At 73.3% G+C, this 20,047-nt stretch carries 19 protein-coding genes; 14 read left to right on the top strand and 5 right to left on the bottom strand.

What is annotated here, in order from left to right; all coding sequences use genetic code 11:
* The first annotated feature begins 157 nt into the window (after nucleotides 1-157).
* Together allB and alc are read left to right on the top strand one after the other, a co-directional pair.
* Entirely contained in the window at nucleotides 158-1,498 is a 1,341-nt protein-coding gene (allB, locus tag ACJ6WD_RS03315) for an allantoinase AllB (protein WP_016573510.1), read from the top strand.
* Complete coding sequence (alc, locus tag ACJ6WD_RS03310; RefSeq protein WP_233661950.1) at nucleotides 1,495-2,625, top strand: allantoicase; 1,131 nt, start codon at nucleotides 1,495-1,497, stop codon at nucleotides 2,623-2,625. Before allB ends, alc begins: the two co-directional genes overlap by 4 nt.
* Before the next feature lie 675 nt (nucleotides 2,626-3,300).
* Here the strand turns inward: alc and ACJ6WD_RS03305 are convergent.
* From ACJ6WD_RS03305 to ACJ6WD_RS03290, 4 genes are all read right to left on the bottom strand, one after another.
* Nucleotides 3,301-5,226: a beta-N-acetylglucosaminidase domain-containing protein gene (locus ACJ6WD_RS03305; RefSeq protein ID WP_376442690.1), complete on the bottom strand. Its 1,926-nt coding sequence runs from the start codon at nucleotides 5,224-5,226 to the stop codon at nucleotides 3,301-3,303.
* 152 nt (nucleotides 5,227-5,378) lie between these two features.
* Nucleotides 5,379-5,573: a DUF6126 family protein gene (locus ACJ6WD_RS03300; protein ID WP_233661551.1), complete on the bottom strand. Its 195-nt coding sequence runs from the start codon at nucleotides 5,571-5,573 to the stop codon at nucleotides 5,379-5,381.
* A gap of 53 nt (nucleotides 5,574-5,626) precedes the next feature.
* Nucleotides 5,627-6,259, bottom strand: a complete 633-nt coding sequence (locus ACJ6WD_RS03295) for a helix-turn-helix domain-containing protein (protein WP_233661552.1) — start codon at nucleotides 6,257-6,259, stop codon at nucleotides 5,627-5,629.
* A gap of 82 nt (nucleotides 6,260-6,341) precedes the next feature.
* On the bottom strand, nucleotides 6,342-6,725 hold the full coding sequence (locus ACJ6WD_RS03290; protein WP_233661553.1) for a VOC family protein: 384 nt from the start codon (nucleotides 6,723-6,725) through the stop codon (nucleotides 6,342-6,344).
* A gap of 213 nt (nucleotides 6,726-6,938) precedes the next feature.
* Between ACJ6WD_RS03290 and ACJ6WD_RS03285 the strand changes: the two genes are divergently transcribed.
* The 3 genes from ACJ6WD_RS03285 to ACJ6WD_RS03275 all read left to right on the top strand — a co-directional run bounded on the left by ACJ6WD_RS03285 (nucleotide 6,939) and on the right by ACJ6WD_RS03275 (nucleotide 9,367).
* Nucleotides 6,939-7,370, top strand: coding sequence for a ribonuclease (locus ACJ6WD_RS03285; RefSeq protein ID WP_037636072.1), 432 nt, complete (start codon nucleotides 6,939-6,941; stop codon nucleotides 7,368-7,370).
* A 341-nt stretch (nucleotides 7,371-7,711) separates the two neighbouring features.
* Nucleotides 7,712-8,380, top strand: coding sequence for a bifunctional 4-hydroxy-2-oxoglutarate aldolase/2-dehydro-3-deoxy-phosphogluconate aldolase (locus ACJ6WD_RS03280; protein WP_038522865.1), 669 nt, complete (start codon nucleotides 7,712-7,714; stop codon nucleotides 8,378-8,380).
* 132 nt (nucleotides 8,381-8,512) lie between these two features.
* Nucleotides 8,513-9,367 carry a transporter substrate-binding domain-containing protein gene (locus ACJ6WD_RS03275; RefSeq protein WP_233661554.1) on the top strand — a complete coding sequence of 285 codons (855 nt, stop codon included), beginning with the start codon at nucleotides 8,513-8,515 and terminating at the stop codon, nucleotides 9,365-9,367.
* A 48-nt stretch (nucleotides 9,368-9,415) separates the two neighbouring features.
* Here the strand turns inward: ACJ6WD_RS03275 and ACJ6WD_RS03270 are convergent, their stop codons facing one another.
* The gene (locus ACJ6WD_RS03270; protein ID WP_376447455.1) at nucleotides 9,416-10,309 is read right to left on the bottom strand and encodes a LysR family transcriptional regulator; all 894 of its coding nucleotides are present in this window, start codon (nucleotides 10,307-10,309) and stop codon (nucleotides 9,416-9,418) included.
* Nucleotides 10,310-10,370: 61 nt separating this feature from the next.
* On the opposite strand from ACJ6WD_RS03270, the gene ACJ6WD_RS03265 reads away from it, so the two are divergent.
* The 9 genes from ACJ6WD_RS03265 to pcaC all read left to right on the top strand — a co-directional run bounded on the left by ACJ6WD_RS03265 (nucleotide 10,371) and on the right by pcaC (nucleotide 20,018).
* Entirely contained in the window at nucleotides 10,371-11,726 is a 1,356-nt protein-coding gene (locus ACJ6WD_RS03265) for an MFS transporter (protein WP_407615097.1), read from the top strand.
* An 87-nt stretch (nucleotides 11,727-11,813) separates the two neighbouring features.
* Nucleotides 11,814-12,560 (top strand): SDR family NAD(P)-dependent oxidoreductase, encoded by a 747-nt coding sequence (locus ACJ6WD_RS03260; RefSeq protein ID WP_407615096.1) that lies wholly within the window; start codon nucleotides 11,814-11,816, stop codon nucleotides 12,558-12,560.
* 137 nt (nucleotides 12,561-12,697) lie between these two features.
* Complete coding sequence (locus tag ACJ6WD_RS03255; protein ID WP_233661558.1) at nucleotides 12,698-13,471, top strand: GntR family transcriptional regulator; 774 nt, start codon at nucleotides 12,698-12,700, stop codon at nucleotides 13,469-13,471.
* 422 nt (nucleotides 13,472-13,893) lie between these two features.
* Nucleotides 13,894-14,868 (top strand): sugar ABC transporter substrate-binding protein, encoded by a 975-nt coding sequence (locus tag ACJ6WD_RS03250; RefSeq protein ID WP_407615114.1) that lies wholly within the window; start codon nucleotides 13,894-13,896, stop codon nucleotides 14,866-14,868.
* Nucleotides 14,865-15,932: an ABC transporter permease gene (locus tag ACJ6WD_RS03245; protein ID WP_233661559.1), complete on the top strand. Its 1,068-nt coding sequence runs from the start codon at nucleotides 14,865-14,867 to the stop codon at nucleotides 15,930-15,932. Before ACJ6WD_RS03250 ends, ACJ6WD_RS03245 begins: the two co-directional genes overlap by 4 nt.
* Nucleotides 15,929-16,738, top strand: a complete 810-nt coding sequence (locus ACJ6WD_RS03240; RefSeq protein WP_020930851.1) for an ATP-binding cassette domain-containing protein — start codon at nucleotides 15,929-15,931, stop codon at nucleotides 16,736-16,738. The genes ACJ6WD_RS03245 and ACJ6WD_RS03240 overlap by 4 nt, the downstream gene beginning before the upstream one ends.
* 252 nt (nucleotides 16,739-16,990) lie before the next feature.
* Complete coding sequence (locus ACJ6WD_RS03235; protein WP_233661560.1) at nucleotides 16,991-18,112, top strand: ROK family glucokinase; 1,122 nt, start codon at nucleotides 16,991-16,993, stop codon at nucleotides 18,110-18,112.
* Nucleotides 18,109-18,681 carry a hypothetical protein gene (locus ACJ6WD_RS03230; RefSeq protein WP_233661561.1) on the top strand — a complete coding sequence of 191 codons (573 nt, stop codon included), beginning with the start codon at nucleotides 18,109-18,111 and terminating at the stop codon, nucleotides 18,679-18,681. The genes ACJ6WD_RS03235 and ACJ6WD_RS03230 overlap by 4 nt, the downstream gene beginning before the upstream one ends.
* 65 nt (nucleotides 18,682-18,746) lie before the next feature.
* Complete coding sequence (gene pcaC, locus ACJ6WD_RS03225) at nucleotides 18,747-20,018, top strand: 4-carboxymuconolactone decarboxylase (protein ID WP_331250044.1); 1,272 nt, start codon at nucleotides 18,747-18,749, stop codon at nucleotides 20,016-20,018.
* Nucleotides 20,019-20,047: the final 29 nt, after the last annotated feature.

The following is a 20,047-nucleotide window of genomic DNA, read 5'->3' as shown; positions in this document are numbered from 1 at the left end:
AGACTCATTCAACAGACTGTTGAATTCCGTATACCAGTGGTCCACTCCGGCATTCCGGGGTGCTGGAGAATCCGCGCCGGCGGCGGCACGGCCCGCGTCAGACGTGCCCCGCAGGCGCCGGCCCGCGACCATGAAACAACGATATGGGAGGTACTGGGTGTCCGAAATAGAGCTGGTGCTGCGTTCCACGCGCGTCGTCACCCCGGAGGGGACGCGGGCCGCGTCCGTCACCGTCCAGGACGGGAAGATCGTCGCGGTCCTGCCGCACGACGCCGAGGCCCCGGCCGGCGCCCGGGTGGAGGACTTCGGCGACGACGTCCTGCTGCCCGGTCTGGTGGACACCCACGTGCACGTCAACGACCCCGGTCGCACCGAGTGGGAGGGCTTCTGGACGGCCACCCGCGCGGCCGCCGCCGGCGGCATCACCACGCTCGTGGACATGCCGCTCAACAGCCTCCCGCCGACCACCACCGTCGACAACCTCGACACCAAGCGCGCGGTCGCCCGCAGCAAGGCCCACATCGACGTCGGCTTCTGGGGCGGAGCCATCCCCGGCAACGTCAAGGACCTGCGCCCGCTCCACGAGGCCGGCGTCTTCGGCTTCAAGTGCTTCCTGTCGCCCTCCGGCGTCGACGAGTTCCCGCAGGTCGACCAGGAGCAGCTGGCGGCGGCGCTCGGCGAGATCGCCGCCTTCGACGGCCTGCTGATCGTGCACGCCGAGGACCCCGGCCACCTGGACGCCGCCCCCGAGCCGCACGGCCCCAAGTACGCCGACTTCCTCGCCTCCCGCCCCCGGGTCTCCGAGAACGACGCCATCGCCGGCCTGATCGAGCTCGCCCGGAAGCTGGACGCCCGGGTGCACGTGCTGCACCTGTCCTCCAGCGACGCCCTGCCGACGATCGCCGCCGCCCGCGCCGACGGCGTCAAGATCACCGTCGAGACCTGCCCGCACTTCCTGACGCTGACCGCCGAGGAGATCCCGGACGGCGCCACGGAGTTCAAGTGCTGCCCGCCGATCCGCGAGGCCGGCAACCAGGACGCGCTGTGGCAGGGCCTGGCCGACGGCACCATCGACTGCATCGTCTCCGACCACTCGCCGTCCACCACCGACCTGAAGACCCCCGACTTCGGTACGGCCTGGGGCGGCATCTCCTCCCTCCAGCTCGGCCTGCCGGCCATCTGGACCGCCGCCCGGGAGCGCGGCCATAGCCTGGAGGACGTGGTCCGTTGGATGTCCGCCGCCCCCGCGGAGCTGGTCGGCCTCGGCAGCAAGGGCGGCATCGCGCCCGGCCGGGACGCCGACTTCGCAGTGCTGGCACCCGACGCGACCTTCACCGTCGACCCCGCCGAACTCCAGCACCGCAACAAGATCACTGCGTACGCCGGAAAGACCCTGTACGGCGTCGTCCGCTCCACCTGGCTGCGCGGCCGGAAGATCAACGACGGCGCCACCCTCGCCGAGCCCACCGGCGAACTCCTCGAAAGGCCGCGCGCATGACCACCGGCGAACCCCCGCGCTACACCGGGGACGCCAGCCCCTACGGAGGCGGTGACCCCTACGCCGACTACCGGACCCCCGGCCCGGCCGGCTTCCCCTTCTCCCACCTGCCCGACCTCGCCGACCGGCGGCTCGGCGCCGGAGTGCTCGCCGCCAACGACGAGTTCTTCGCCGAACGGGAGAACCTCCTCAAGCCCGAGGCCGCCCACTTCGACCCCGAGGCGTTCGGCCACAAGGGCAAGGTCATGGACGGATGGGAGACCCGTCGGCGCCGCGGCACCGACGGCGCGCACCCCTTCCCGACCGAGGAGGACCACGACTGGGCGCTGATCCGGCTCGGCGCCCCCGGCGTGATCCGCGGCATCGTCGTCGACACCGCGCACTTCCGCGGCAACTACCCGCAGTCCGTCAGCGTCGAGGGCACCCGCGTGGAGGGCTCGCCGTCACCCGCCGAACTCCTCGGCGCCGACGTCACGTGGACCCCGCTGGTCCAGCGCACCGCCATCGGCGGGCACGCCGCCAACGGCTTCGCCGTCCACATCGAGCAGCGCTTCACCCACCTGCGGCTCAACCAACACCCCGACGGCGGCGTCGCCCGCCTACGGGTCCACGGCGAGGTCGTCCCGGCGCCCCGCTGGCTGGCCGCGCTCGGCACCTTCGACCTCGCCGCCCTGGAGAACGGCGGCCAGGTCGAGGACGCCTCGGACCGCTTCTACTCCTCGCCCACCAACACCATCCAGCCGGGCCGGTCCCGCAAGATGGACGACGGCTGGGAGACCCGGCGGCGCCGCGGCACCGGCAACGACTGGGTCCGCTACCGCCTCACCGAGCAGTCCGCGATCCGCGCGGTGGAGATCGACACCGGCTACCTCAAGGGCAACGCGGCCGGCTGGGCGGCGCTGTCCGGACGCGACGGCGAACAGGGCGACTGGGTCCAACTACTGCCCCGCACCCGGCTCCAGCCCGACACCGTCCACCGCTTCCTCCTGGACGACGCGCCGGCCGTGACCCACGTCCAGTTGGACATCTTCCCCGACGGCGGAATCGCCCGACTCCGGCTCCACGGCTCGCTCACCGACGACGGCGCGGCCCGACTCACCGCCCGCCACCGGGAACTCGGCGGCTGACGGTTCGCTGTGCGCTTGGTTGGGCTTCCGACGTTGTCGGCTTTCCCGCCGTGGGGGTTGCTGTTTTTGCGCCTGCGGCGCGTTGCCGCGGCGCGGGGCTTGTGCGTACGTCGTCGGCTTCCCGCCGTGCGGGTTGCCGTTTGCGCCTGCGGCGCGGGTCCGCTGCGCGGGGCTGTTAGGGCGCGGTGACGGGTCTGCGGGGTTGGGGGTTGCCGGACTGCTGCGCTTTACGTCCGGCAACCCCCAACCCCGCAGACCCGTCACCTCCCGTGGGTGGGTGGGAAAGAGGAAGGGCGGGGGTCTGGGCGGGTGGGCTGCTGTGGGGATCGGTGCGGTGGTGCGGGCCGAGGACGAGCGGCGTGGCCGCGTTGGGCCGGTGCGGCGGAGCCGTCACGGGCGCGGCCCTGTCATGACCGACGGATGACCGGCACCGCACCATTCACCTCAAGTCCCACCCACCCGTCTTTCCCCCCACCTCCAACGGGAGGGGGCGGGCCGGAGGGGGTGGTGTGCAGGACGTAGGGCGCAGCAGTCCTGCACACCGCCCCCGCAGGCCCGTCACCGCACCCAACAGCCCCGCGCAGCGGACAACGCCCGCGCCGCAGGCGCAACGGCGAGACGACCCACGGCGGGAAAGCCAAAAACGTGGGAAGCCAGCCAAGCGCAGCGCAGCGGTCAATGACCGCCCCGCCCCGCCAACGCGTCCGCGACGAAGGTGTCCAGTACTCCGTCGCCGACCACGACGGGGATCCGCTTGCCTTTCAGGTCCACGTAGACGTACGACTTCGCCTTGGTCACCAACTCCGGGATGCTGGCGCGTAGTTGCTTGGCCTTGGCCGTGTCGCCCGACCGGTCCGCCTCGATCAGTCGTAGGGCGTCGCGCGCCGCGACCGCCCAGGCGTGGGTGGCGTCCAGCCATGGCGTCGCCTCCCGGGCGAAGCCGCGGTCCGGGAGTCGGTCGCGCAGCACGCCCGGGGCGTCCTGGAGGTCGTGCAACACCGCGTCCAGCCGCCGGGCGTCGCCGCCCTTGCGGAACCGGTCGAGGGCGGCGGACAGTTCGGGCGCCTGCTTCGGGTTGATCGCCGAGGTGTAGTTGACGTCCGCGAAGGCCCGCAGGGCGCGGGCGGCCCGGGCGTCGCCGCCGGCCAGTTCCTCGATGGCCGTGCTCCAGGAGTCCCGTGCGTCGTAGGCCCGGTCGTTCCAGGCGTAGTCGGCGACGGTGGCCAGCGCCAGCTTGGACGCCGAGGGTTGGATCATCGGGTTGGCGGTGATCCCGGCCAGCCGGCCCGGGACGCCCGGCGCCCGCCCGTTGTACGGCCCGAGCATCAGCCGCTTGCTGACGTAGTCGTTGACGGGGTAGTTGTCCCAGAGCAGGATCGGGTGGCCGAAGAGCTCCCGGGCCTGTTGGGCCTGTGCGGCGGTCATGGTCGGTGCGATGACGCCCACGCCCGTCCACTCCACCAGCACGTTGGCGTCCAGCTTGGTGGCGAGCGCCGCCTTGTACGGCGTGGCCTTGAGGTCGTAGTACTCGGTCGGCACCATCTGGAGCGGCCGGGCGCCCGGATGGCGGGCGATGAACTCGCGGTTGACCTGGTTGAGCAGTTGGGCCTGCGCGGTGCCGGCCGCCGCGCCGCCGGTCCCGAACTTCTCCTTGTCCGCGGCGCAGTTCCACTTGGTGTAGCTGATGTCGTCCAGCGGCACCGCGAAGGTCCGCACCCCGATGTCCCACAGGGTCGCGAACTTGGCGGTCAGTGCCTTGACGTCGGCGGCCGAGCTGTAGCAGACGGACAGTCCGGGGGAGAGGGCGTAGGTGAACTCCACGTGCCGGGCCCGGGCCCGGTCCACCAGCTCCTTGATCCGGTCCAACTGGTCCGCGGGGTAGCGGTCGCGCCACTTCTCCCGCAGGTAGGCGTCGTCCTTGGGGGAGTAGACGTAGATGTTCATCTTGTGCCGGGCGGCGAAGTCGAGTTGGTCGAGGCGGGCGGCGTGCGACCACGGCGTGCCGTAGAAGCCCTCGATGACGCCGCGCAGCGGGGTCGCCGGCCAGTCCCGTACGACGGCGCCGGGCACCCGGGCGCCCGGGCGGTCCCGGTGCGGCAGCAAGTGGGCCAGCGTCTGCGCGGCGTAGTAGGTGCCTGTGGCGTCCTTGCCGGCCAGGGCGATCCGACCGCGGCCGACGGCCAGCGCGTAGCCCTCGGCGGGGAGGCCGGCGGTGCCGCGGGCCCCCAACGCCGTCAGGGCGCGCGCCGCACCCGGCCCGTCCACGTAGACGGTCAGCCGCCCGGCCTGCGGGGCGACCCGGTCGGTGCGCACGACGCGCTGGGCACCCGCGGCCTTCAGGGACGTGGTCACCAGCGCCAGCGCCGGGGCGTCGGCCTTCGGCCCGGCGACGAGGGTCACGGTGCCGGTGACGGTGAGGTGGTCGGAGCGGTCGTGGACGGACTGCGGGGCGGGGGAGAGGGTGGCGGTGGCGGGTCTGGCCCGGGAGCCGTCGGCCCCTCGGGCCGGCGCGGCGCCGGACGGCCCCGCCATGCCCGCCAGGGGGATCACGGCGAGGGTCACGGCGAGGCCGGTGACGGCCGCGGTGCGCGTACGGTGCATCCTTCGGTCCTCCTCGGTGCAGCGAGGTTCACGGACGAGTCTGGTGCGTGCGTCGCGCCGCGGGTGCGCTGCCGGGCGCGCGTCGGGCAGGGTGTGGCAGCAGGGTTCACCCGATCGCGGGGGTGGGGCAAGGGGGCCCGGCCCGGCGCGGCCTAGCGGGACTTGGCGACGAGGACCAGCACGCTCATGAAGGCGAGCAGCACGTGGGTGGCGACGACGTAGATGAAGACCCGCACGTACAGACCGCGCGGTGGCTTGTTCTCGACGTAGCGACGGGGGGCCGCGGCGTCGGACGCGCCCCCGGCGGTCGGGGGCGTGGCGGGGTCGGGAGTGGTGTGGTCGGGCACGGCGGACGGTCCTTCCCTTCCGGAAACGGTGGACGGCGGGTGGCGGCTCGGGGTCAGCCGCCGCGACGGTGCGGGGTGCGATCGCCCAGGCACAGCTCGGCCGCGCCGCTCTGCAGCAGGGTGTGCACGAACAGCAGTTCCGTCCCGCCGCGGGCGGCGGCGGCCAGCCGGTGCGGGGTGAGCGAGTCGAAGTGCGCGGCGTCGCCCGGCTCCAGTACGTGCACCGCCTCGCCGAGGGTGAGCCGCAGCCGTCCGGTGAGGACGTAGAGCCACTCCTCGCCGGGGTGCACCCGCACCAGGTCGCCCTGCGCCCGCTCCGGCACGTGCACCCGCAGTGCCTGCATGGCGCGACCGGCCCCGCCGACGGTCCGGTACGTCCAACCGCCGGCCTCCGAGGGCTCGGCGCGGTCGGCCCGCACGATCGGGTCGTGCTCCGGGGCGGTCTCGCCGAGCAGGTCGGATACCGTGGTTCCGTACGTCCGGGCCAGGGCCAGCAGCATCGGCAGCGACGGTTGCCGCTGACCGGTCTCCAGCCGGGACAGGTGTGCGGGCGACAGGCCCACCCGCCGGGCCGCGGTCTCCAGCGTCAGTGCGCTGTGCCGCCGCAGCTCGCGCAGGCGCGGTGCGACGGCGGTCGACAACTCCTCCGGGGCGGGGTCGGAGGGCGGGTCGGGGAGCTCGGTCATGCTTCCGGTATAGCCAGCGTTCGCCTCAGAGGCAAAAGTTTTGCCTCTGAGGCAAAACTCCCCAGAGGGCCGGCCGGGCCGGCTATCGGACGTCCTGCGGGTACCAGCGCAGTTCGACGGTGTTGCCGTCCGGGTCGGCGACGTAGATCGACTGTGCGTCGCCGCGGGCGCCGTAGCGGCCCACGGGGCCCTCCAGCACGGTGAAGGCGCCGGAGTCGACGACCTCCTGCCAGTCCAGCGGATCGACGACCAGACAGATGTGGTCCACGTTGGTGCCGGCCCGGTCGCCGGTGACCAGGTCGATGATCGTGGTCGGGCTCACCCGGACCGACGGGAACGGGGCCTCGCCGGCCCGCCAGGCGTCCACCCGGACCGGCTCCAGGCCGAGCGGCCCGCAGTAGAACTCCAGGGAGCGTTCGATGTCCTGCACCGTGAGGACGAGGTGGTCGAAGTCCTTGACGTGCATGGGGGTTCCTCCTGTGGGTGTGGGGATGGGTGTCGGTGTCGGTGTCGGTGTGGCTGGGGGAGTGGTGGGGGCGGGGGTGGTTGGTGTCGGGGTGGCGGCGGCGGAACATTCAGGGCGTCTTGGGGTGACCCTGCGGGGTCCGTGTGAACTCCCGGGAAACATCGGCTCCTTGGGATTGACAGGGCCATGTCTACGCGCGTCATGCTGGTTCGCATGAGAATCCCCCCACGGATGACCAGGATCGGCGCCGCCGGCGCCCTCGCATCGGCCCTTCTCCTCGGTGGCACGGCGGTCGCCGCGACGCCCGCCGCCCCGACGCACCACGCCGCGGTCCACACGGCGACCGTCCACGTCAAGTCGGTCGGCAGCGTCTGCTATTCCAAGCTGCCGTCCCAGGCGCACGACACCCTGGACCTGATCGACAAGGGTGGCCCCTTCCCGTACCCGAAGGACGGCACCGTCTTCGACAACCGCGAGGGCATCCTGCCGTCCCAGAGCTCCGGCTACTACCACGAGTACACCGTGGTCACGCCGGGCTCGCCGGACCGTGGCGCCCGGCGCATCGTCGCCGGTCAGAAGCAGCAGGAGGACTACTACACCGCCGACCACTACGCCACCTTCAACCTCGTCAACTTCGGCTGCTGAGCCGACGGACGACCCAGCCGCACGAGCGGCGCACGCGGCGGCCGGGGTGCCCATGCACCCCGGCCGCCGTCGTGCTCCCCCGAAAACCCCGGTCCCACCTGCCACTCGCCCCTCTCCTTCGCCCATTCTCGGCAGAAGGGGCGCACGGGGGCGCACCCCGAGAGAGGATTGTCAGTGGTTGCCGGTAGCGTTTCGGTAGAAACGAGGAACGGGCGGGCATCGGCGGCAAAGGGGCCATGAGTGGTCGGCCGGCGTGGCGCGCCCCGGATGGTGCTGGGTCAGTCATGAGCCGCCTCGCCGCGGCGCGGGCGTCGGAGCAGAAGGAAGGACGGCGAACTGCCGTGTATCGCTGGGAGATCACCCGGGCCGCACTGGCGCAGCGTGTTTTCGCCATCGTCCGCAGCAAGACCTACGACGAGGCGAGCGCCACCGCCGACACCCTGCTGTCGGCCGGCATCACGAGCCTGGAGATATCCCTCACCACGCCCTTCGCGCTGGAGGCGGTCACCACCCTGTCCCGCGAGTTGGGGGACGACGCGGTCATCGGCGCCGGCACCGTCCTCGACGCCGCGTCGGCCCGGATGGCGGTCGACGCCGGCGCCCGCTTCCTGGTCTCGCCGAGCCTGGACGCCTCGGTGATCAGCGCCGGCCACCGCTACGGCGTCCCGGTCTTCGCCGGGGTCTCCACCCCCACCGAGATCGTGCGCGGCCTGGAGCTCGGCGCGGACGCGCTCAAGCTGTTCCCGGCCGCCGGCCACCACCCCTCCTGGGTCAGTGACGTCCGCGCGGCCCTGCCGCAGGCGCCGTTGGTGCCGACCGGCGGGGTGACCACCGAGACCGCCCCGGAGTGGATAGCCGCCGGCGCCGTCGCCGTGGGCATGGGCTCGGCCCTGTCGGAGGGCGACCGCGAGACGGTGGCCAAGCGCGCAGCGGACCTCCTGGCGCGGCTCGCCGACGCGGTGCCGGAGCAGCCGGGCCAGGCCGGCGCGCTGGACCCGTACGGGGCCTGAGCGGGCGGGACTGGTGGGTCCGGGCACGCCCGGGCGTCGTCGGGGCGCCCAGGGGTCGGTCGGGGGCTTCACCGGGCGGCCGGGCTCTGCCACCCTGAGCGCTCCGCCCACCTGATCAGGAGTCAGCCCACGATGAAGCGCGCCGCGACCCTCCCCGCCCTGGCCTGTCTGCTCCTCGCCACCGCCGCTGCCCCGGCGGCTTCTTCCGCCCCGGCGGCCGCTTCTGCCCCGGCTGCCGGCCACGCCGCCGCGGCCGCCGCCCAGCGGGACCGGCGACCGGCCACGCTCCTGGACGAGGTCCCGCGCCGCGGCGTGCTGAGGGTCTGCACCACCGGCGACTACCGCCCCTTCAGCTACCGCGACCCGGCCACCGGCGACTACCGCGGCGTGGACATCGACATGGCCCGGGACCTCGCCAAAAGCCTGGACGCCACGCCCCGTTACGTTCCGACGACCTGGTCCGGGCTGGTCGGCGACCTGACCGCCGGCCGCTGCGACATCGGCATGGGCGGCGTCTCGATCACCCTGGCCCGGGCCCGCTCGGTGGCCTTCAGCGAGCCGACCCGCACCGACGGCAAGACGCCCGTCGTCCGCTGCGCCGACCAGGACGCGTACCGCACCCTGGACCAGATCGACCGGCCCGGCGTCCGCGTCGTGGTCAACCCCGGTGGTACCAACGAGCAGTTCGCCCGTGCCCACGTCAAGCGGGCCACCCTCACCGTGCACCCGGACAACACCACGATCTTCGACGAGATCATCGCCGGTCGCCAGGACGTGATGATGACCGACGCCAGCGAGACCCGCTACCAGGCCAAGATCCACCCCGAGCTGTGCGCGGTCCACCCGGACCAGCCGTTCACCTTCTCCGAGAAGGCGTACGCCCTGCCCCGCGGCGACGCCCAGTTCACCGCGTACGTCAACCAGTGGGTCCACCTGGCCACCCACGACGGGACGTACCGCAGGTACGAGGACGCCTGGATGAAGTAGCCCGGCGGCGACCGGACGCCGCGGCCGACGGCCCTGGTTGACGGGGCGTCACACGGCGGGCCGGGCCTGCCGGACCGCTTCGAGGACGTCGCGCAGCACGGTGCGGTGGTCGTCCGCGCGCCAGGCCAGCGCCAACCGGCTGGGGGACAGGCCGCTCACGGGCCGGGTGACCACCCCGGGGCGGCGGTAGATCGTGGCGTTCCCGGCGGCCAGCAGCACCACGCCCAGCCCCTCCGCCACCGCCTCGAACGTCTCGTCCGCACCGGCCACCACGGCCCCGACCCGCACCGGCCGGCCGTCCCGCTCGGATGCCGCGAGCCAGTGGTCGCGCAGCGCGCCCGCGCTCTCCGGCAGCGCGAGGAACGGTTCGTCGAGCAGTTCGGCGAACGGTATCTCGGCCGCGTCCGCGAGCCGGTGCCCGGCCGGCAGTGCCACCCAGCGCGGTTCGGTGGCCACCACCTCGACGGCGAGGGCGTCCTGCCCCGGACACGGCAGCCACAACAGCGCCAGGTCGGCGGTGCCGTCGGCGAGCCCGGCGGTGCCGTCGTCCCAGGTGATCTGCCGCACCCGAATACGCCAGTTGGGGCGGCGTTCGGCGAACCGGGCCCGGATGGCGGGGAGGAGGCCGCGGCCCACACTGGTGGAGACCCCCAGGGTCAGCTCGGCGGCCTCGGCCGCCGCCGCGTCGCTCACCGCCCGCTGGGCCTCGTCCCAGAGGCCGACCAGCTCCCGGGCCCTCGGCAGCAGCGCGGTGCCGGCCGCGGTCAGCGTCACGGTGCGCCGGTCGCGGTGGAACAGCCGGACCCGCAGGCCCTCCTCCAGCTGGCGGATCTGCTTGCTCAGCGCCGGCTGCGAGACGAAGAGCCGCTCCGCGGCCCGGGTGAAGTGCAACTCCTCGGCGGTGGCGAGGAAGTAGCGAAGATCGCGGATATGGGCGTCCATAACCCCTGGTTATCAGAAAGGGTCTTGGACGGGGAACGGCAGGCGGCGGCACGATCGCCCCATGGACTCCTCATCGCCGCACCAACTGCCCGTCAGCAAGCCACCGTTGGGACGCCGGTCGGTGTCCGCGCCGCCGTCGGCGGGGTCCGGTGCCGCCGGCGGCGGCAGCCGTTGGGGCCGGCTCGTCGCCACCGTCGTGGTCACCGTCGGCGCCGTCACCCCGGGCCTGATGGTGCCTGCCCTCGCGGCCCCCGTGCCGGGCGCGCCGCCGCTGTCCGCCACCGCCTACGGCGCCGCCGTCACCTGCTTCTTCGCCTGCACCGCCGCGGGCGCCCCGCTCGCCCGCCGGAGCGTGCCGCGGATGCCCGTGCGGGCCGTGCTCGGTGCCGTCGGGCTGCTGACGGTCGGGGTCTTCGCCGGTCTGGCGGTGGCCGGGCGGGCGTGGCAGCTGTGCCTGCTGCTCGCCCTGGCCGGCCTCGGCAACGCCTTCACCCAGCCGGTCGCGGCCCGGGTGATCGCCGCCGACATCGCGCCCGGGCGGCACTCGTTCGCCGGGGGCCTCTTCGGCGCCTCGCTCGGCGCCGGACCGTTCCTGCCGGGGCTGTTGGTGACGCTGGTCGGCGCGCCGTACGGGTGGCGGCCCGCACTGTGGACCGCGGCCGGCCTGGCCCTGCTGACGCTGGTCGCGGCGGCGCTGGCCCGCCCGGCGGCGGGTGGCCGGGCCGTGCCCGAGCAGGGGCGCGCGGTGACCGCCGCGGGGGCCCCGGCGGCCGTCGCGGCCCCCACGCCGCGCACCGTGGGCCGGGTCGTGGTGGCCTGGAGCGCCGCCGCGGCCCTGGCGACCATCGGCAACAACGTCGGCGCCGCGTACTTCATCCAGATCGGTTCCGCCTCCGGGTTCTCCGCGGCGACCGCCGGGACGCTCCAGATGGTCGCCAGCGTGCTGGGCATCGCGGTGCGCCTCGGCTCGGGCGGCCTGGCGGACCGGGCGCCGCACCGGATCCCGCGGACCGTCGCCGTGATGATGCTCACCGGCACCGTCGGGCTCGCGGTGATCGTCGTCGGCACCCCGGTGGCGTTCGTGGCCGGCGCGCTGCTCGCCGTGGCCGGCGGCTGGGGCTGGACCGGCCTGTTGCTGGCCGCCACCATGCGGCTGCTGCCGGGGGAGAGTGCCCGGGCCGGGGCGGCGATGCAGGGCGGGCTGTTCGCGGGCGCGGCCGTCGGCCCGCTGTCGTTCGGGGTGCTCTCCGGTCAGCTCGGCATCCCGACGACGGTCGGCATCGCCGCCGTCGGCCCGCTGCTGGGCGCGCTGCTGCTGGGCGTCGGCATCCGCGCCCTGGCGAAGGACGGGGCGGGACGGGCCGCCCCGGCCGCCCCGCCCGCATCGGCGGCCGTCCGGGCGGAGGAGGCCCGGTGACGGTGCCCGCCCGCCCGTGACCGGCCGGCCACGTCCGCCCCCGCCCCCCGGCCCCCGACCGACCGCCCCCGTCTCCAGGAGCACCCCATGCCGTCCTCGGCCGCCAGCACACCCGCCGCCTCCGCCGCCCCGACCGCACGCATCGCCCTCGTCACCGGCGCCACCCGGGGGATCGGCCGCGAGGTGAGTCACCAACTGGCCGAGCGCGGCCACACCGTGCTGCTCACCGGCCGCGACCCGGACGCCGTCCGACGGGCGGCCGACGAACTGCGGGCCGCCGCCGGCACCGCGGACGTCCGCCCGCTCCCGCTGGACGTCACCGACGACCGCAGCGTCGCCCGTGCCGCGGCCCGGGTCACCGCGGCGTTCGGCCGGCTGGACGTCCTGATCAACAACGCCGCGATCACCTACGACACCTGGCAGCGGGCCGTCACCGCCGATCTGGCGGTGGTGCGCGGGGCGGCCGAGACCAATCTGTACGGGCCCTGGCGGATGGCCACCGCCTTCGCCCCGCTGCTGCGCGCCTCGGCCCACCCCCGGCTGGTCAACGTCTCCAGCGAGGCCGCCGCGCTGACGAACATGGGCGGCGGCACCCCCGCGTACACCGCCTCCAAGGCCGCGCTGAACGCGCTGACCCGGATGCTCGCCGCCGAGCTGCGCGCGGACGGCGTGCTGGTCAACGCGGTCTGCCCGGGCTGGGTGGCCACCGACATGGGCGGGCCGGGCGGCCGACCGGTGGCGGCGGGCGCGGCGAGCGTCCTGCACGCGGCGACGCTGCCCGACGACGGACCCACCGGCGGTTTCTTCCGCGACGGCCGTCCGCTGCCCTGGTAGGCCGGCGTCCTCGCGGCCCCCGCACGGCCCGGCGACGCCGGGGGAGATCCCGTCCTTCGAGACGCCCGACCGCCCTTGTCCGGACAATGTGACCTGAAGACTTCCCGTCATCTGTGCGGACGGTTACGCTCGCCAGCGTGGGGAAACGCGATGCAGATGCCGCGGGTGCCGAGGGCCCCGTCCAGTTCAGCGTGGACCGGAACAGTCCGGTGCCGCTGTATTTCCAGCTGTCGCAGCAGTTGGAGGCCGCGATCGAGGACGGCCGGTTGGCCCCCGGCAGCCTGCTCGGCAACGAGATCGAACTGGCCGGTCGGCTCGGCCTGTCCCGGCCCACGGTGCGCCAGGCCATCCAGTCACTGGTCGACAAGGGCTTGTTGGTCCGCCGCCGCGGCATCGGCACCCAGGTCGTGCACAGCCAGGTCAAGCGCCCGCTGGAACTCAGCAGCCTCTACGACGACCTGGAGGCGGCCGGGCAGAAGCCGGCCACCCGCGTCCTGCTGAACACCACCACCGCGGCGGACGCCGAGGTCGCCGCCGCCCTGGGGATCGCCGAGGGCACCGAGGTGGCCCTCGTCGAGCGGCTCCGGCTGACCCACGGCGAACCGGTCGCCCACCTGCGCAACCACCTCCCGGTCGGGCTGTTGAAGCTGGCGACCGCCGACTTGGAGGAGACCGGCCTGTACCGCCTGATGCGGGCCGCCGGGATCACGCTGCACAGCGCCCGCCAGGCGGTCGGCGCCCGCGCGGCGACCGCCGAGGAGGCCGCCCGGCTCGACGAACCCGAAGGCGCGCCGCTGCTCACGATGGAGCGCACGACCTTCGACGACACCGGTCGCGCGGTGGAGTTCGGCTCGCACGTCTACCGGGCGACCCGCTACGCCTTCGAGTTCCAGCTGCTCGTGCGGCCGTAGCCGCGCGGTGTCGGTCGGGCGGCGTGCGACCGTAGGGTGCCGGGGGCGGAACGCGCGCCGACCCTCTCGTCAGAATGTTCTGACAAACCATTGACGCGGCTCGACGCGCGCCGCTAGAACTCCTCCAGCCGCAATCCGGCGGCGGGGGAGCGAAGGCGGTCCACCATGATCTGCGTCAGCACGGCCCGGCCCGGGAGCGGTCGGCCGGGCACCCTGCGAGCCCTTATCACCCGGTGCACCTCGGCCGGGGCCAGGACCCCATGAATCGGTACAGAACGCCGGTAACGGATACTTGCAAGGTTGCCCGGTCCGGCCGCTGGCCGGCGCCGCGGCGACACCAGACAGAGCCGGGACAGCGGCTAGAGCGGGAAAGGCAAGTCCTCGTGGCAAGGGTTCGAAGAAGAGGACGCGTCGTGGGCGCCGTGCTGGCGGCGGTGCTCGGCGCCTCCCTGGTGGGGTGCAGCAGCACCGGCGGCAAGCGTGCCGAGGAGGAGCGCGCCGCGCAGACCGCGGGCGGGAAGGCCGCCGTGAACACGCCCCGGTGGACCTTCGCGATGGTCACCCACTCGGGAGACGGCGACACCTTCTGGGACATCGTGCAGAACGGCGCCGAGCAGGCCGCCCTCAAGGACAACATCAACTTCGTCTACGCGCACGACAAGGAGGCCCAGCGGCAGAGCCAGCTCGTGCAGTCCTACATCGACCAGAAGGTCGACGGGCTGATCGTCTCGCTGGCCAAGCCCGACGCGATGAAGGACGTGGTCCTCAAGGCCGAGAAGGCCGGCATCCCGGTGATCACGGTGAACTCCGGCGCCGAGGAGTCCAAGGCGTTCGGCGCGCTCACCCACGTCGGGCAGGACGAGACGGTGGCCGGCGAGGCGGTCGGCGAGGAACTGACCAAGCGCGGCAAGAAGAAGGCCCTGTGCGTCCTGCACGAGCAGGGCAACGTCGGTCACGAGCAGCGCTGCGACGGCGCCGCGAAGACCTTCAAGGGACAGTTCCAGAAGCTCTACGTCGACGGCACCAACATGCCCGACGTCCAGGCGTCCATCGAGTCCAAGCTCCAGGCGGACCCGGACATCGACGCCGTGGTCACCCTCGGCGCGCCGTTCGCCCCCACCGCCGTCAAGGCCAAGGAGCAGGCCGGCAGCAAGGCCGAGGTCGACACCTTCGACCTCAACGCGCAGGTCGCGGGCGGGCTGGAGGCCGGCTCGCTGGGCTTCGCCGTCGACCAGCAGCCCTACCTCCAGGGGTACCAGGCGGTCGACCTGCTGTGGCTGTACAAGTACAACGCCGACGTCCTCGGCGGCGGCAAGCCGGTGTTCACCGGACCCCAGGTGATCACCAAGAAGGACGCCGCCGCGCTCCAGGAGTACACGAAGCGGGGGACCCGATGAGCACGGCCGACGCGCCGACCCGGCAGCCCGCGCCGTCCGACGGCGCGGGCGACGAGCGGCTGCTGCACCGTTCCCTGGCCCGCCGGCTGATGGGCCGCCCCGAGCTGGGCTCGGTGGTCGGCGCCCTCGCGGTCTTCGTCTTCTTCTCGCTGATCGCCGAACCGTTCCTGCGGCCGGCCAGCCTCTCCACGGTCCTGTACGCCTCCTCGACGATCGGCATCATGGCCGTGCCGGTGGCGCTGCTGATGATCGGCGGGGAGTTCGACCTGTCGGCCGGCGTGATGGTGGTCAGCTCGGCGCTGATCTCGTCGATGTTCAGCTACCAGATGACCGCCAACACCTGGGTCGGCGTCGGGGTGTCGCTGCTGGTCACCCTCGCCATCGGGGTCCTGAACGGGGTGCTGCTGACCCGGACGAGGCTGCCCAGCTTCGTGATCACCCTGGGCACCTTCTTCATGCTCACCGGCCTCAACCTGGGCTTCACCAAACTGATCAGCGGCACCGTCTCGACCAAGTCGATCGCCGACATGGAGGGCTTCGACTCCGCCCGCGCGGTCTTCGCCTCGCACCTGGACCTCGGCGGCGTCGACATCCAGATCACCATCGTGTGGTGGCTGGTGCTGGTGGCCGTCGCCACCTGGATCCTGCTGCGGACCCGGGCCGGCAACTGGATCTTCGCGGTGGGCGGCAACGCGGACGCGGCCCGGGCGGTCGGCGTCCCGGTGACCCGCACCAAGATCGGCCTCTACATGGGCGTCGCGTTCGCCGCCTGGATCTCGGGCCAGCACCTGCTGTTCTCGTACGACGCGATCCAGTCCGGCGACGGCGTCGGCAACGAGTTCCTGTACATCATCGCGGCGGCGGTCGGCGGCTGTCTGATGACGGGCGGCTTCGGCTCGGCGATCGGCGCCGCGGTCGGCGCGTTCATCTTCGGCATGGCCAGCAAGGGCATCGTCTACGCGCAGTGGAACCCGGACTGGTACAAGTTCTTCCTGGGCGCGATGCTGCTGCTCGCCACGCTCCTGAACGCCTGGGTCCGCAAGCGGGCGGAGGACAAGTCATGACGGCGCTGGTCGAACTCGACGACGTCAGCAAGTTCTACGGCAACGTCAAGGCGCTGACGGGCGTGTCGCTGGAGGTGCACGCGGGCGAGATCACCTGCGTCCTCGGTGACAACGGCGCCGGCAAGTCCACCCTCATCAAGATCATCGCGGGGCTGCACCGGCACGACGCCGGCGCCTTCCGCATCGAGGGCGAACAGACCCGGCTCGGCTCCCCGAGGGAGGCCCTGGACCGCGGCATCGCCACGGTCTACCAGGACCTGGCCGTGGTGCCGCTGATGCCGGTGTGGCGGAACTTCTTCCTCGGTTCGGAGCCGACCACCGGCGTCGGTCCGTTCCGCCGGCTCGACGTGCGCACCATGCGCGAGACCACCCGCGCCGAGCTGCTGCGGATGGGCATCGACCTGCGCGACGTCGACCAGCCCATCGGCACCCTCTCCGGAGGCGAACGGCAGTGCGTCGCCATCGCCCGCGCGGTCTACTTCGGCGCCAAGGTCCTCGTCCTGGACGAGCCGACCGCGGCGCTCGGCGTGAAGCAGTCCGGGGTGGTGCTCAAGTACGTCGCGGCCGCCCGGGACGCCGGTCTCGGGGTGGTGTTGATCACCCACAACCCGCACCACGCCTACCTGGTCGGCGACCGCTTCGTCCTGCTCAAGCGCGGCACGATGGCCGGCAGCCACCTGAAGTCGGAGATCGCGCTGGAGGAGCTGACCCGCCAAATGGCGGGCGGCAGCGAGCTGGAACAGCTCAGCCACGAACTGGCCCGCACCGGCCCGACGGAGTTCCCCGGCGGTCACCGGCCCGAGTGAACCCGCGCCGCGCCCCGCACCGGCCCCCGGCCGCACAGCCGTCCGGCGCCCCGCACCGCGGTGCGCCGGACGGTGCGGGTGATGCACAATCGCAGCGGACCATCCACCGAGGCCCCCGGCCTCCCCGACACCCGCAGGGACGAGACGACTCTTGCGCGCACGCAGCCGTCGAGACCGTAACGGCAGCCGCCCCGGCTGTCCCGGCTGCCGCCCCGGCAGCCGTACCGGCGACGAGGCCCGGGGGGTGATCCGATGAGCATGTACCGGGACCGGGCGCACCGCGGGAGCGCCCGCGCCACCGTCCTGCGCACCGTCGGGGCCAGAGAGCGCCGCTCCCACCTGACCGCCCCCCGGGTGCCCACCGTCGGCATCGACATCGGCGGCACCAAGGTGATGGCCGGCGTGGTCGACGCCGACGGCACGATCTTGGAGAAGGTCCGCACCGAGACGCCGGACAAGTCCAAGAGCCCCAAGGTCGTCGAGGACACCATCACCGAGCTGGTGCTGGACCTCTCCGACCGGCACGACGTGCACGCGGTCGGCATCGGCGCGGCCGGCTGGGTGGACGCCGACCGCTCCCGGGTGCTCTTCGCCCCGCACCTGAACTGGCGCAACGAGCCGCTGCGCGACCGGCTCGCCGGCCGGCTGGCGGTTCCGGTGATGGTCGACAACGACGCCAACACCGCGGCCTGGGCCGAGTGGCGGTTCGGCGCCGGCCGCGGCCAGGACCACCTCGTCATGATCACCCTCGGCACCGGCATCGGCGGCGCCATCCTGGAGGACGGCGCCGTCAAGCGCGGCAAGTACGGGGTGGCGGGCGAGTTCGGCCACATGCAGGTGGTCCCCGGCGGGCACCGCTGCCCGTGCGGCAACCGCGGCTGCTGGGAGCAGTACAGCTCCGGCAACGCCCTGGTCCGCGAGGCCCGGGAGCTGGCCGCCGCCGACTCCCCGGTCGCGTACAACATCATCGAGCGGGTCGGCGGACGGGTCGGTGACATCACCGGACCGCTGATCACCGAGCTGGCCCGGGAGGGCGACGCGATGTGCGTCGAACTCCTCCAGGACATCGGCCAGTGGCTCGGCGTCGGCATCGCCAACCTCGCCGCCGCCCTCGACCCGTCCTGCTTCGTCATCGGCGGTGGCGTCAGCGCCGCCGACGACCTGCTGATCGGCCCGGCCCGGGACGCCTTCCGACGCCACCTCACCGGCCGCGGCTACCGCCCCGAGGCCACCCTCACCAAGGCCCAGCTGGGCCCCGAGGCCGGCATGGTCGGCGCCGCCGACCTGGCCCGCCTCGTGGCCCGCCGCTTCCGGCGCGCCAACCGCCGCCGCGTGGAGCGCTACGAGCGCTACGAACGGTCCGGCCGCCGATGACCGAACCGGACCCCGCCGCCATGCCCGACGAGCACCACCCCCCGACCGCGCCCCGCCCCCGGCCGCGCCGGCCCCTGTTGATGGCGCTGGTCGTCTTCCTGCTGATCACGATCCCGGCCGGCTACTTCGTCATCTCGGCCGAGCAGAGCCGGGACAGCGGCGAGGACAAGGAGTCCGAGGCCGCCGCCACCGGCCTGACCAACGCCTTCCCCTCCAAGCTCCAGCAGCGGATCTACGACGTCCCGGTGCCCATCGGCTCCACCCCGGTCTACTACTACGAGACCAACTCCTGGCAGACCAGTTCGCTGTTCGTGCAGTTCCGGACCAACGACTGGGGCCTGGAGAAGTACCTCGCGGCCGTCGGCACCAGCACCGCCGCCCTCAAGCAGGGCGCGGTCCCGATCTCCCCGGAGCAGGCCGCCAAGGTCGGTTGGGACTTCAGCGCCAACTGGCCCTGGCGGGGCGTCACGGTCAACCGCCCGGCGCCGCAGCCGTCCCAGCACATCGTGGTCAGCGACGACGAGCCGGGGCACCCGGTCGTTTACACCGTTTCGACCGTGCACTTCTGATCTGTTCCCCCGGCTTCCTTACCCGGGTGTCAGGACCGCGTCACGGCGTCGGTTAGCGTGGTCGGGTGAGCGAGAAGACCCTGCAGCACCGGATCGACGGTCCCGACGGCGCCCCCGTCCTCGTCCTGGGGGCTGCCCTCGGGACGACGTGGCACATGTGGGACCGGCAGATCCCCGACCTGACCCGCCAGTGGCGCGTGATCCGTTTCGACCTGCCCGGGCACGGTGGATCCCCCGCGCACGCGGCGAGTTCCATCGCCGAACTCGCCGACCGGCTCGTCGCCACCCTCGACGCCCTGGGCGTGGAGCGGTTCGGCTACGCGGGCTGCGACATCGGCGGTGCCGTCGGCGCCCAGCTCGCTCTCACCCGTCCGCACCGGGTCACCTCGCTCGCGCTGGTGTCCTCCTCGCCGCGCTACGGCACCGCCGACGCCTGGCGCCAGCGCGGCGTGGTGATCCGCACCAACGGACTCGACCCGATCGCCCGCACCGCGCCCGAGCACTGGTTCACCCCGGGCTTCGCCGGCGCCCAGACGGCCATCGTGGAATGGGCCGTCCAGATGGTGCGGACCACCGACCCCGGCTGCTACATCGCGGCCTGTGAGGCGCTGGCCGCGTACGACGTGCGGTCCTCCCTGGGGCGGGTGGGCGTGCCCACCCTCGTCGTCGTGGGTGCGGAGGACCAGGTCACGCCGACCACCGACGCCCGCACCCTGGTCGCCGGCATTCCGGACGCCAGCCTGGCGCTGATCCCGGGCACCTCGCACCTGGCGCCCGTCGAGCAGCCCGCCGCCGTCAGCGAACTCCTCATCCGCCACTTCAGCACCGCCTGGCACGACAAGCCCGGTCCGCCCGCGCTCGGCGCGGCCGCCCCCAAGCCGCAGATCGCGCCGCCGATGCCGACCCACGCCCCGCCCGCCATCGAGTCCGGGACGTCGCAGCCCGCCCAGGTCAGGGGCGGCACGTACGAGCAGGGCGTCAAGGTCCGGCGCGAGGTGCTCGGCGACGCCCACGTGGACCGCGTGGAGGCCGGCACCGACGACTTCAACGCCGACTTCCACGACTTCATCACCCGCTACGCCTGGGGCGAGACCTGGACCCGGCCCGGTCTGGACCGGCGCACCCGCAGCGTCATCACCCTCACCGCGCTGGTCGCCCGCGGCCACCGCGAGGAGCTCGCGCTGCACACCCGCGCCGCCCTCCGCAACGGCCTCACGCCCGCGGAGATCCGCGAGGTCCTGCTGCACACCGCGGTCTACTGCGGCGTCCCGGCGGCCAACTCCGCCTTCGCGGTGGCCCAGAAGGTGATACAGGAGGAGACGACGCCGGAGGCGTGAGGCCCCGGCGGGGTTCCGCACCGGGTCCG

This window comes from Streptomyces sp. VTCC 41912 (assembly GCF_045799175.1).
GTDB lineage: Bacteria > Actinomycetota > Actinomycetes > Streptomycetales > Streptomycetaceae > Streptomyces > Streptomyces albulus_C.
This window is presented reverse-complemented; position numbering and strand designations above follow the sequence as displayed.

Excerpts from the sequence above, each read along its gene's own strand:
- alc (WP_233661950.1), top strand. The coding sequence starts at position 1,495 with ATGACCACCGGCGAACCCCCGCGCTACACCGGGGACGCCAGCCCCTAC.
- ACJ6WD_RS03305 (WP_376442690.1), bottom strand. The coding sequence starts at position 5,226 with ATGCACCGTACGCGCACCGCGGCCGTCACCGGCCTCGCCGTGACCCTC.
- ACJ6WD_RS03295 (WP_233661552.1), bottom strand. The coding sequence starts at position 6,259 with ATGACCGAGCTCCCCGACCCGCCCTCCGACCCCGCCCCGGAGGAGTTG.
- ACJ6WD_RS03290 (WP_233661553.1), bottom strand. The coding sequence starts at position 6,725 with ATGCACGTCAAGGACTTCGACCACCTCGTCCTCACGGTGCAGGACATC.
- ACJ6WD_RS03285 (WP_037636072.1), top strand. The coding sequence starts at position 6,939 with ATGAGAATCCCCCCACGGATGACCAGGATCGGCGCCGCCGGCGCCCTC.
- ACJ6WD_RS03275 (WP_233661554.1), top strand. The coding sequence starts at position 8,513 with ATGAAGCGCGCCGCGACCCTCCCCGCCCTGGCCTGTCTGCTCCTCGCC.
- ACJ6WD_RS03270 (WP_376447455.1), bottom strand. The coding sequence starts at position 10,309 with ATGGACGCCCATATCCGCGATCTTCGCTACTTCCTCGCCACCGCCGAG.
- ACJ6WD_RS03265 (WP_407615097.1), top strand. The coding sequence starts at position 10,371 with ATGGACTCCTCATCGCCGCACCAACTGCCCGTCAGCAAGCCACCGTTG.
- ACJ6WD_RS03260 (WP_407615096.1), top strand. The coding sequence starts at position 11,814 with ATGCCGTCCTCGGCCGCCAGCACACCCGCCGCCTCCGCCGCCCCGACC.
- ACJ6WD_RS03245 (WP_233661559.1), top strand. The coding sequence starts at position 14,865 with ATGAGCACGGCCGACGCGCCGACCCGGCAGCCCGCGCCGTCCGACGGC.
- ACJ6WD_RS03240 (WP_020930851.1), top strand. The coding sequence starts at position 15,929 with ATGACGGCGCTGGTCGAACTCGACGACGTCAGCAAGTTCTACGGCAAC.
- ACJ6WD_RS03235 (WP_233661560.1), top strand. The coding sequence starts at position 16,991 with ATGAGCATGTACCGGGACCGGGCGCACCGCGGGAGCGCCCGCGCCACC.
- ACJ6WD_RS03230 (WP_233661561.1), top strand. The coding sequence starts at position 18,109 with ATGACCGAACCGGACCCCGCCGCCATGCCCGACGAGCACCACCCCCCG.